The 11,448-nt window shown below is 39.1% G+C and carries 14 protein-coding genes; 9 read left to right on the forward strand and 5 right to left on the reverse strand.

The genetic code is table 11. The features are described from left to right. Positions 1–147: 147 nt before the first annotated feature. The 4 genes from gyrB to B2089_RS09305 all read right to left on the reverse strand — a co-directional run bounded on the left by gyrB (position 148) and on the right by B2089_RS09305 (position 3,714). Positions 148–2,112 carry a DNA topoisomerase (ATP-hydrolyzing) subunit B gene (gyrB, locus tag B2089_RS09290; protein ID WP_296686942.1) on the reverse strand — a complete coding sequence of 655 codons (1,965 nt, stop codon included), beginning with the start codon at positions 2,110–2,112 and terminating at the stop codon, positions 148–150. Positions 2,113–2,303: 191 nt separating this feature from the next. Continuing rightward, the gene (locus B2089_RS09295) at positions 2,304–2,570 is read right to left on the reverse strand and encodes a DUF2442 domain-containing protein (protein ID WP_296324375.1); all 267 of its coding nucleotides are present in this window, start codon (positions 2,568–2,570) and stop codon (positions 2,304–2,306) included. Positions 2,571–2,573: 3 nt separating this feature from the next. Further along, entirely contained in the window at positions 2,574–2,888 is a 315-nt protein-coding gene (locus B2089_RS09300; RefSeq protein WP_296324372.1) for a DUF4160 domain-containing protein, read from the reverse strand. A gap of 133 nt (positions 2,889–3,021) precedes the next feature. Next, a complete protein-coding gene (locus tag B2089_RS09305; RefSeq protein WP_296324367.1) occupies positions 3,022–3,714 on the reverse strand; it encodes a hypothetical protein in 693 nt (230 codons plus the stop codon). 168 nt (positions 3,715–3,882) lie between these two features. Here B2089_RS09305 and B2089_RS09310 point away from each other — a divergent pair, with 168 nt between their 5' ends. From B2089_RS09310 to B2089_RS09330, 6 genes are all read left to right on the forward strand, one after another. After that, entirely contained in the window at positions 3,883–4,215 is a 333-nt protein-coding gene (locus tag B2089_RS09310) for a helix-turn-helix domain-containing protein (RefSeq protein WP_296324364.1), read from the forward strand. 68 nt (positions 4,216–4,283) lie between these two features. Beyond that, on the forward strand, positions 4,284–5,684 hold the full coding sequence (gene dnaA / locus B2089_RS09315; protein ID WP_296324361.1) for a chromosomal replication initiator protein DnaA: 1,401 nt from the start codon (positions 4,284–4,286) through the stop codon (positions 5,682–5,684). A gap of 232 nt (positions 5,685–5,916) precedes the next feature. Beyond that, positions 5,917–7,029 (forward strand): DNA polymerase III subunit beta, encoded by a 1,113-nt coding sequence (gene dnaN / locus B2089_RS09320; protein ID WP_296324359.1) that lies wholly within the window; start codon positions 5,917–5,919, stop codon positions 7,027–7,029. 31 nt (positions 7,030–7,060) lie between these two features. Continuing rightward, a complete protein-coding gene (gene recF / locus B2089_RS09325; RefSeq protein WP_296324356.1) occupies positions 7,061–8,152 on the forward strand; it encodes a DNA replication/repair protein RecF in 1,092 nt (363 codons plus the stop codon). Positions 8,153–8,242: 90 nt separating this feature from the next. Further along, on the forward strand, positions 8,243–8,374 hold the full coding sequence (locus B2089_RS12045; protein ID WP_349675784.1) for a hypothetical protein: 132 nt from the start codon (positions 8,243–8,245) through the stop codon (positions 8,372–8,374). Further along, positions 8,371–8,520: a hypothetical protein gene (locus B2089_RS09330; RefSeq protein WP_296324354.1), complete on the forward strand. Its 150-nt coding sequence runs from the start codon at positions 8,371–8,373 to the stop codon at positions 8,518–8,520. The genes B2089_RS12045 and B2089_RS09330 overlap by 4 nt, the downstream gene beginning before the upstream one ends. A 54-nt stretch (positions 8,521–8,574) precedes the next feature. Here B2089_RS09330 and B2089_RS09335 read toward each other — a convergent pair whose 3' ends face one another. Next, positions 8,575–8,883, reverse strand: coding sequence for a helix-turn-helix domain-containing protein (locus B2089_RS09335; RefSeq protein WP_296324351.1), 309 nt, complete (start codon positions 8,881–8,883; stop codon positions 8,575–8,577). A 109-nt stretch (positions 8,884–8,992) separates the two neighbouring features. On the opposite strand from B2089_RS09335, the gene B2089_RS09340 reads away from it, so the two are divergent. From B2089_RS09340 to B2089_RS09350, 3 genes are all read left to right on the forward strand, one after another. Next, positions 8,993–9,556, forward strand: a complete 564-nt coding sequence (locus tag B2089_RS09340; RefSeq protein WP_296324349.1) for a hypothetical protein — start codon at positions 8,993–8,995, stop codon at positions 9,554–9,556. A gap of 574 nt (positions 9,557–10,130) precedes the next feature. Further along, a complete protein-coding gene (locus tag B2089_RS09345) occupies positions 10,131–10,640 on the forward strand; it encodes a GNAT family N-acetyltransferase (protein WP_296686950.1) in 510 nt (169 codons plus the stop codon). A gap of 162 nt (positions 10,641–10,802) precedes the next feature. Then, the gene (locus B2089_RS09350) at positions 10,803–11,120 is read left to right on the forward strand and encodes a TfoX/Sxy family protein (protein WP_296324343.1); all 318 of its coding nucleotides are present in this window, start codon (positions 10,803–10,805) and stop codon (positions 11,118–11,120) included. Positions 11,121–11,448 lie beyond the last annotated feature (328 nt).

An 11,448-nucleotide genomic window follows, 5' to 3' on the forward strand; every position in this document is an offset into this window, starting at 1 on the left:
ACATCGAATAGTCGATGTAAGCCTGCTTGACCTCATCCTCAATCGGAATCTTTATGACAGTTCCACCTTCCGGGGTTTTTTCTTCTTCTAACATTTATATTTCCTTAATCAGTTTTTTCTAAATATTGATGAAAAATCAAGCTTTAACTAAATATCCAGATTCGCGTAGCTGGAGTTGCTTTCGATGAACTCACGGCGCGGCTCTACTTCCTCGCCCATGCAGACGCTGAAAATCTTGTCAGCGGCCTCGGCGTCCGGGATTGTTACTACCCGCATTTTTCGGTGGGCTGGATCCATTGTGGTTTCCCAAAGCTGCTCGCCGTCCATCTCACCAAGACCTTTGTATCGCTGGACATCGGCCTTGTCCCTCTGGTCACCCAAAGCGGCCAAAGCATCATCTCGTTCCTGATCAGAGTAGCAGTAAACAGGCTCTTTTTTGCCAAGCTGAACTTTGAAAAGCGGTGGCATTGCAAGATAAACATATCCGTGCTCAATCAGCTGCGGCATATAGCGGAAGAAGAATGTGAGCAGAAGCGTGCGGATGTGGCTTCCGTCGACATCGGCATCAGCCATGATGATGATTTTGTGATAGCGGAGTTTTTCGATGTTGAAATCTTTTCCGAATCCTGTTCCCAAAGTTTTGATTACAGGGTCAAGCTTATCGTTGCCCATAACCTTTTCCGGGCTGACTTTTTCGACATTGAGCATTTTTCCCCACAAAGGAAGAATCGCCTGAGTCTTTGAGTCACGGCCTTTCTTTGCAGAACCGCCAGCCGAATCACCCTCGACAATGTAAACTTCGCATATTTCAGGATTATCCTTGATTGAGCAGTCAGAAAGTTTTTCAGGCTTCTGGAATCCGGCTCCCACAGTCTTTTTGCGGGTGGCTTCCTTTGCCTTTCGGGCGGCGACTCGCGCAGCGGCCTCACCCACGGCCTTTTCAAGCACTTTTTCAAGCACGGTCGGATTCAGCTCAAAGAAAATAGTCAGTTTTTCTTTTACAAGAGAATCAACGATTGTTCGGACTTCTGTGTTTCCGAGTTTGTCTTTTGTCTGGCCGACGAATTCCGGCTCAGGAACTTTCATTGAAAGAACGGCAGCCAATCCCGCGCGCACATCTTCACCGGTGAGCTTTTCTTTTTTGTCCTCGCCCGGCTCGAATTTGCCGTCACGATCAGGCATCTTCTTTTTCATCTTTTCGTTGCCGTCAAGAGCCTTGTTCAAGACCCAGAGCAAAGCCGTTCTGAAACCGTCAAGGTGAGTTCCGCCGTCGCGAGTGTTGATGTCGTTTACATAAGTGTGAATGTCTTCTGAATAAGAATCGTTGTACTGGAAAGCAAGCTCAGTGATTACGTTGTCCTTTTCGCCCGTGATAAAAATCGGCTCTTCGGGATAATAGAATTTGCTCTTTTTGTTGCCGTTGATTTCTTTTACATAGTGAACGATACCGCCCTCGTATTTGAGGACTTCTTCTTTCGGAGTCTCAAGTCGCTCGTCCCGGAAAGTGATTACGATTCCGCTGTTCAAGAAAGCAAGCTCTTTGAGTCGCTGCAAAAGAACATCAAAATCATAAGTCGTAGTCTCTGTGAAAATAGTTTTGTCGGCCTTCCATCGGATTGTAGTTCCGTGAGCCTGAGTGTCGCCGATGACTTCTACCTTTGTAACAGGAATTCCGCGCTCGTACTTCTGACGATAGATGTGACCGTCACGGCAGACAGTTGCCTCAAGCCAGTCAGAAAGGGCATTTACGCAGGAAACACCTACACCATGCAAACCGCCTGAAACTTTATAAGCATTTTTATCGAATTTACCGCCCGCATGAAGACGAGTAAGAACCAACTCCAAAGCAGAAATTTTTTCGGTGGGATGAATGTCAACCGGAATTCCTCGTCCGTTATCCTCAACGCGAACAATATCGTCTTTTTCGAGAGCAACGACGATTGTGTCACAGAAGCCGGCCATAGCCTCGTCAATACAGTTGTCTACAGTCTCATAAACAAGATGATGAAGACCTTTCGGACCAGTTGAACCAATATACATACCAGGTCGTTTGCGAACAGCCTCAAGACCTTTCAAAACCTGAATACTACCCGCCGAATAATTAGCAGCCATTTTTATTTCCTTGTAAATTAAAGATTTATGATTTTAGATAAAAGACATGAAAAGACTTTTAGAGAAGAATATTATAGTAGAATTTTTAAAAAGAAACAAGGTTGAGAAAAACTGAAAACGGAAAGTGGAAAGATGGGGGCTACCTGCCTGCTGGCAGGTCGGGTGTTCCGCCCTTCGCTCATAGCCTACGGCTACTTCGGGGCTCCATACCCTAGTCCTATAACTCTCTTACTCGCAAAATACAGTTCATCGGGGGCAATGTCTTGACCGTCTGCCCATTCCACTGTATTCGAGACGATTTTTGCCGTATTGAATTTTGAGATGTCGCGAAGCTGACCGAACCAATCGCCTTTTATCAGAGGTTTCGCGTCATAAATGCGTTTTTCGCCTCCTTCAAAAGTCACAAGAAGCTGAAAATCTTCAATTGGTTTTACGGCAATCGGGATTGGATAAAGCATGAATCACCTCAACGGAGTAATTTTAAAATACTTTTTTCCCTTTTGCAACAAATCCCAATTTAAAATCAAATCTTCTCTGTGAATTTCAATCCACGCGACGATCAATCTGTGCTTGCTTTGTTGGATTTCGCCCTCAATAACATTTCCTAAGAAATCATAAACAGCCTGCTCGTCTTGATATTCTGCGTGTAAATGTGGGAGTTTGTGTTTGGAATTCGGCTCGCTGTACATTTTGATAGTTACACCGAAAAAAGAACTTAAAGTCGGCATTTTTGCACCTCGCAGATAAATTTCTGTACGAAAGATTTTCCTTTTCATACATCTATTTATTTGTGGAAAAAGTGCATTTTCGGCAATGAAATTAGATAAATTTTTGTTATATTTGAATGTTCTAAAAAAAAATCTGCCTGCAAAACGCAAGCAGATTCGTTGAGAAAAAGTGAAACTTTCCTTAGAAATGATAAATCGCACCGGCACGAATTGACCATGAGAATACTCCGAATATTCCCATCCCGAATTCACCTAAAGCACTCAGTTTATCAGTGAAGTTATATTTTGCCCCGAACATCGCATTCATTTTAAATCCAACCACCGTGCTGTCGGTTTCGTAAGTTTTTGATGTTGTTTTTCCATAATTAGGATTCGTAGAAAAATTTCCACTTGTATCTACCGTTGTGTACTTATATTTGACATTAACCAACTGTATCGGAACTGAAAATCCAAGCCCTGCATACGGAGTCAATTTTGGAAGAGTATCAAAGTGATAGTTTAAAATTCCCATTACACCTGGTGCAATAACTTTTGTGCTGCTCTCCCAAAGTCCGTCAGAATCACTTCCAAAAGTAAGTCCAAGAGAGCCTTCCAGTGCAAGGCTTAGATTTTTCTTTTCTAATCCTGAAACTGGTATTTCCAGGCCAAAAGTCGGCACAACTTCAAATCCCTTGTAATAAAGAATTGTACTATATTTGACTCCACTTCCAAAATCCCATTCCGTATCAACTCCGCCTCGTGAATATCCAAGCGTAAGCTTTGCATACTTTCCAAGTCCTTCTTGAGAAGTTTTTTTCCCTTCTGCGGCAAAAGTTGCACCAATTGAAACAGTTGCAAACACAATGGCAAGGGCAATTTTTTTAAAGATTTTCATTTTTCATCTCCTTTTGAAAATCAAATTTTTAAATTGAATTTTGTCTAATAAATTAACTCCACTCAATTCGTTAGATTTAAAAATATCAAAAGATATTTATTTTATCATTCTAAAATCTATTGATATTTAAATCAAGTTTAAAATTATCTTTTGTCATATTTTCAAATTATGAATTTTTGGAAAAAGGTTGATTCTGAACTTCTTTATTTGGGAAAAACTCGGAAGGAGCTGGCAAACGCAATTGGGTTTGACGCCGCAAACATCAGTTTCGGAATCAAACGAAACAGCATTCCCGCCGCCGACACTGCCCTCAAAGTTTCTCGCTTTTTAGGCGTTTCCCTCGATTATCTTTTGGACATGTGCGAAGAGGAAAATCAAAATTCAAAAAATCCGCTGAATTCTAAGATTTCAGAAATCGAAAACAAATTGAGGCGATTTTCTGATTCAGACTTGAATGCAGTTCTTACGATGGTCAAAGCCCTGAACGAAAAATATTCTTAATCAACCTCACTACAAATTTCCTCAATTCTTAGTGGAAAAAATTCTGCTTTCACTCTAAAATAAATTTCATGTCAGAACAGAATTACAAAGATTTTTTTGAAGAAGCTATGAATCAGATTCACGAAGAATTTAAATCTTCGGGAAACGAAAACGAATTTATCTTAAATTTTAAATTTTCTTACATAGAGGACACTCTTTCCGAAATAAAAGTATCCGTTCCATCAAAATTTCTATGGGATCGAATGGTTCAAAAAGGAAATGTTCAGAAATTTGAATCTAAAATCAATGAGCTTACAGGTCAAGAAATAAATCTTTCGCCTATTTTCAATTCAAAGCCGGCAGAAACTTCTAAAAACGAAATCTTTGTTGAATCTTCCAAAAAAATTGAATCAAGTCCTTCTCAAAATTCAAAAAATTCTGATTCTTCTATTGAAAAACATCCCCAGCTTATCGAGGAATTTACTTTTGAAAATTTCGTTCCCAACGGTGAACATGACTATGCTTTCAATGCCTGTCTCGCCGCCGCAAAAACTCCGGGAAACAAAAATTTCAATCCTATTCTTCTTTATGGTCCTTCTGGAATCGGTAAAACTCACTTAATGGTCGCAATCGGAAATTACATTTATTCTAATAATCCTAAACTTAAAATCTCTTATATTACGACTGAATCTTTGATGAACGAATTTACAGCTTCGATTCGCGAACGCTCAACCGACAAATTCACAAAAAAATACCGCAAGCTTGATGTACTTCTCCTCGATGATATTCAGTTCCTTGAGAAATCTGAAAAACTTCAGGACGAACTTTTCTACACTTTTGATGAAATCTACAACCGAAAGGGGCAAATCGTGTTTACCAGCGACCGCCCTCTTAAAGAAATAAACGGAATCGTAGAAAGACTTAAAACACGATTCTCCCGCGGTCAGAACATTGATTTAAAAGTTCCTGATTATGAAACCCGTCTTGCCATCATCGACAAAAAACTTGAGATTCAGGGAAAATCAATTCCCCAGGATGTAAAAGAACTTATCGCAAAAACTTTCCAGTCAAATGTCCGTGAACTTGAAGGAGCTCTTTCAAAAATGATTGGATATGCTGAGCTTATGCACAAAGAACTTACCCTCGATATTGCAAAAGAACAGCTTTCCGATTCAATTGGCTCAAATGAAAGTGGAATTATCACCGTGGAAACAATACAAAAAGTCGTAAGCGATTATTACAATATTTCTGTGTCAGAATTAAAAAGCGACTGCCGCAAAAAGACACTTGCTATTCCCCGACACATTGCTATCTATCTTTCACGAAAAATTACAGAATATTCTTTAATGGAAATCGGTGAAGAATTCGGCGGAAGAGATCACACTACTGTCATGAATTCCATCACTAAAATTGAAAACCAGCTCAAAATAGACCCAATGATAGGAGAAACTATAAAAATCCTCGAAAAACAAATTAGAGAATTTAAGTGATAGAATTATTGTTAGAAATATGCTAACATACTGTGGATAACTTGTTGAAAACTTTGAGAATTCTGAATTTGTGAATTCAAAGTGAATTTTCGAACAATAGTTTTCCCAAATATAAGTTCTTATAAAATAAAAACTTATATGACTTTTCAACAAATTCACAGCCCTTATTATTATTATTACTAAATTTTTTAAATTTTAAAATTTAATAAGAATTGTGAAAAAGGAGAAAAAAATGAAATTTACTTTCGACAGAAACGCAATGATTAACGAAATTTCCATTGCGCAGGAGATTATTTCCACAAAGAACGCTATGTCAGTTCTTTCAAATGTTCTTTTGATTGCAGAAGGAAATTCTTTGACTGTAAAAGCAACTGATATCAAAGTAAATTTCCAGACTAAAATCCCTGTTGATATTGAAGAGGAAGGCTCAACCACAGTTCTTTGCGATAAATTCATGGGAATCCTTTCGGCTCTTCCAGAAGGTGAAATCGAATTCTTCCTGCAGGATAAAGACAATCTTGTTTCTGCGGTAATTCGTCATACAAGCAAAAAAATCAAATATCAGCTTAATTGCACTTCTCAGGATAAATTCCCTGAAATCGCTGTTGCCGAAAAAGTCTCTTTCTTTGATGTTCCAGCAAAAGAACTTAAGGCTATGATTTCGCAGACAAGTTTTGCGGTCAGTGATGATGAGACACGCTACTTTATGAACGGCGTTTATTTTGAGAAAAAAGAAGACAAGCTGGTTCTCGTTGCTACAGACGGACGACGCCTTGCTTATACAGAAAAGTCAGTGCTTGCAGGAGTTGCTGACTTCCCGGCTGCAATCGTTCATCCGAAGATTCTCAATATTGTTGCAAAACATGCTTCTGATGAAGGCCAGATTTCAGTTGCAATCGTCGATAAAATGATTTTCTTCAATTTTGCGAATTATGAATTCTCTGCTACTTTGATTGACGGTCAATATCCTAATTATCAGCGGGTTATTCCTGAGAATCAGACACATTCATTCAAAGTCTTGAAGTCAGAATTTGTGGATGCTCTTAAACGAATCTCAATCATGATTGATAAAACTGGCCGAATCATTCTTAACCTCGCCCCAGGAGTTCTTACAATCACTTCAAAATCAACAGAATTTGGTGACGCAAAAGAAGAGATTCCATGTCAGTACGCAGGTGAGGAAGTTTCAATCTCAATGAACTATAAGCATATCGACAGTCCTCTCAAAATTATGAATTGTGAATATATTACATTTGAGTTCACTGAGGTTATGAGGGCAGTCACTCTCCGACCAGAGCCGGCAGAAGATTACTTCCACATTCTCATGCCGATGAGTGCGGAGTAAATTATCGGGTTTAGCCCGATAATGACAAAATATGCCAGTTCTCTTAGTTTCGTTCGTAAATTACAGAAATCTCGAAAACAAGACCATAGACCTTCTTTCAAAGGAGGTCTATTTTGTCGGAGAAAATGGTCAGGGAAAGAGCAATCTTCTTGAATCAGTTTATTTTTCTGCTTACGGAAATTCTTTTCGCACCAGGGCTGATGCCGAAATCGTACGGGAAGGCGAAAAATCTTTCAGCGTAAAGACTTTGTATCGCGAAGAAAACGGCAACACGGCCAGTCTTTTTTTCACTTACGAGAACCAGAAAAAGCGAATCGAAAAAAACGGCAAGACAATCAAAGACCGCAAGGAACTCATAAACACCATGCCCTGCGTGCTTTTCTGCCATGATGATTTGGATTATGCCACCGGCGAGCCTGAAAAAAAGCGGTTTTTCATTGATCAGTGTCTTTCGATGTACGATGTGCTTTACATTGATTTGAACCGCCGTTACAAAAAAATCCTCAAAAGCCGGAATATTTCTCTTAAAGAAAAAAAATATGAGATGCTCGACATTTTTGACATGCAGCTTGCGGCCGACGGAATCGAAATCCAGAAAAAACGAAGCGACACGATTTTTAAATTCAATCAGATTTTCGGAAAGCTCTACGAGCAGATTACGGGAATTGACGGCGTTTCAATCAAGTATGTTCCCAGCTGGAAAGTTGAGGAAAATGAAATTCTTTCTAAAGAAAAGGCTATTTCGATTTTGCAGCAGAAGCGGGAGATGGACAAAGTAATCCAGACTACGATGAGCGGCCCACACCGGGACAGAATTGTTTTCGTTCGCGGCGGAAAGAATTTCGTGCCGAATGCCTCCACCGGGCAAAGGCGTCTGCTTGCAATTTTGCTTAGGATTGCTCAGGCGATTTATTACACAAATGTCACTGAGAAAAAGCCTATTCTTCTTATGGATGATGTGATGCTGGAACTTGACCCGGATAAACGCCAGAGCGTCACTACCCTGCTCCCGGAATACGACCAGCTTTTCTGTACTTTTTTGCCAGGCGAGCCTTACGAGCGCTACAAAAAATCTACGACAAAAATTTACGCGATTGAAGGAGGAAAATGGGAAGTTAAATGAACTGCGTAATCGAAACTGAAAGACTTTGCCTGCGTGAAATGACTTTATCCTTTTTCGCGCGAGGAAATTGAGTGCTGGATTAAACGAAACATCGATAGTTACGAAAAAAATGGTTTTGGAATCTGGGCTATGTGCCTAAAAGAAACTGGCGAGTTCATTGGCAATTGCGGAATCTCAATTCAACAGGTTGAGGATGAATTTTTCCCAGAAATCGTGGTATGAAAAAAATTATCTCCTATATGAAGTCGGACAATTTTCCTTCACGCCGTGTTGCTGAGAGAAACGGAATGAAGTTTGTGAAATCATTTACGAAAACCGTAATGGGAACGGTCGTCAGCGATGAAGTTCTTTATATGAAAGAATTGTGAAATTTTCGTGTTTTTGTGCTACACTCTTCGCATGAATCAAAGTCACCATGAGTTTTAAATTGATTTTACTAGTTCCAAAATAACCGATTGTTGCTTTTTAGAGAGGCGGGAATAATTATCAAGAAGTTCTTGTTGTTCTTCTGTTAATATTTTTGAAGAAGTAGATTCTTCTATCAAAAATTGAGATAGAGTCAAATTAAATGAAGAACAGATTTTTTCAAGTGAAGAAATCGTTGGAATTTGATTTTTTCTATACCATGATGAAATTGTTGATTGAGGTAAATCTGACTTTTCAGCAAGTTGATATTCACTCCAATTTCTTTCTAATCTTAGTTTTCTAATTTTTTCTAAAATATCAATCATATTAAAATCATCTAAATTTAATGCGCTTTTTCGTTGTAAAATAATAATTCTAGGCGTATAATTATTATGTCAAAGCGTTTAAAAGATACGCTTTAGACAAGGGGAAAAAATGATTCAATGGTTAAAAGAAAAATTTGAAGCATGGATTGGAATTATTGTTGTTTTGACGGTGATTCTTTATGGAATTATTGGTGGACTAACTCTTGCTGTTTATCAAAATAATTCTATTTTTGGATTTATTATTGGTGCAGTATTGGGTGGTCTTTTTGGAATAATTTTTTGTGTTATCGCTTACGGTCTAATTGCAACTGTAGTTTACATTGCTAATGCGACTGATAATAATATGAAAATTCTTTCTGAAATCAAAACAAAATTGAATGATATTGAAAGTATTAAAAATCAAATGAGCAAACTTAATGAAATCTCATCGAAACTTGATTCTCTCAAAAGAGTAAGTACATCAGAAAAATCTAATTCCTCAAATGATAAAAAAAATAATACAGAAAAAAACGAAACACCATCTGATACTTTTAACACTGTTCAAGTTGGCAACAAATATTTTGCAATAAAAGATTCAGAGCCAGGAAAATATTTCTGTCCAAAATGCCATGCTCAAGTTGCTGAATCTGCCTTTTCATGTAGTAACTGTAATAAAAGTCTTGTAGAGGATTAAAAATAAATGCTATTCTCGTGATTTCTAAAATTAATTGGGCATAGCATTTTTACTAATTTTTTTTACCAAAATATATTAACATTTCAGATTTAGAATTGAGAGTCATATACTCTGCTGAAGATGACAACACAGAGGTTTTGTACTTCAAGAATGTGACTAGAATTTTCTCAAACTTTACGACCGCTCCAAAAGTAGTTAAATTCTAACTTTTGTGCTACACTCTTCGCATGAATCAAAGTCACGAGGCGCAGATACATTATATTGTTTCGTTTATCGGGGGATTTCTCGGCATTTTTCCCATTGTGAACGCATCTCATTTTCTTGGTTCAGCCCAGACTTCCAATTTAATCGATATTCTGCTTGGCTTTATCTACGGTAACGGGCGGTCAGTTTTATTCCGGCTGCTACAGTGGTGTGTGGTATACTTAAAAAATAGGGCGTTTCCTGCCCTAGTTGCCACAGGCACCCGGGGCAGGCCGGTTGTTCCGTGGCTCGGTAACCCTCGGTCGTCCGCTTTGCTCCCGACTGGCTTCGCCACCACTCCATAGCCTAACGCAAGGATTTTATGATAAAAATGGTATTAGAAACAAAAAGGCTTTTTCTTCGCCAGATGACGCTGGAAGATACGGACACTCTTGCCCTTATTTTGAGTGACCCGGAATCGATGAAGTTTTATCCGCACCCTTTTTCCCGGGAAGAAGTAGAAAACTGGATAAAATGGAATCTTGATAATTACGAAAAATACGGATTCGGACTTTGGGCGGTGTGTCTAAAAGAAAGCGGCGAAATGATTGGCGACTGCGGAATTACCATGCAGCAGGATGAAAATAATTTATTTCCGGAAATCGGTTATCATTTAAGAAAAGAATTCCGGGGAAAAGGATATGCGACTGAGGCGGCAAAGTCTTGTTCAGATTTTGCAAAAGAGCGCGGTATGAAGAAAATTATTTCTTATATGAAGTCTGACAATCTTCAAAGCCGACATGTGGCTGAACGTAACGGAATGAAGTTTGTAAAAGCCTTTACAAAGACGGTTATGGGAAAAGTGGTTGAAGACGAAGTGCTTTATATGAAGGATTTGTAGAAGGCTTGCTCGGAAGTTTGACATCATCCACTACCCCACTATAAAATAGTCCCTATGATGGAGTAGAGACTTTGATTCTCGGAAACCGCGGGCATGGTGCAATCGATGCGAAGTGTGACCATCACCACGGCGAGCATCACCACAACTAATTGAGAGCAAAAATTGGCTTCTTCAAAAGACTATCTTGCTTATATCTTAGACCAGCTTTCTCTTTTGGATGGAATCACTCATCGCGCAATGATGGGTGAATTCATTTTATATAAAGACAAAAAGATTTTCGGTGGAATCTACGATGACCGATTCCTTGTTAAGCCGACAAAATCCGCAATGGAAAAAATGCCCAAGGCTCCGCATGAATTGCCTTACGAGGGCGCAAAAGAAATGCTTTTGGTGGAAGATGTTGATAACCGCGAGTTTTTGCGGGAATTGGTGACGACGATGTGCGCAGAACTTCCAGAACCAAAATCGAGAAAGAAATAAATATGGACTGGCGCCGAAAATCAAGTTAGTCAAAGAAGGAAGTGAGTTGTACGATAAAATCGTACAACTGAAATTACCGGCAGCAGACGGAAAAACTATAAGACCGATGTTCTTTCCACAAAAAATATACTACGCTTAATTCAGTTGAAACAACCTATTTGCCGGAATGGAAAGACAGATGCCACGGTTGGAATGTCTGAAAAAGTCTGGGAAGGATGGAAGTAAATTCCGAAGCGCTTCTAACTTGTATAATTTCTCACAATCTTATATTCCTCAAGCAATTTTTCCACCGTGAAGCGTGCGTTTGCCGGGCTTGTGCTTGGAAGAC

It is taken from the genome of Treponema sp. UBA3813 (assembly GCA_002368605.1).
GTDB lineage: Bacteria > Spirochaetota > Spirochaetia > Treponematales > Treponemataceae > Treponema_D.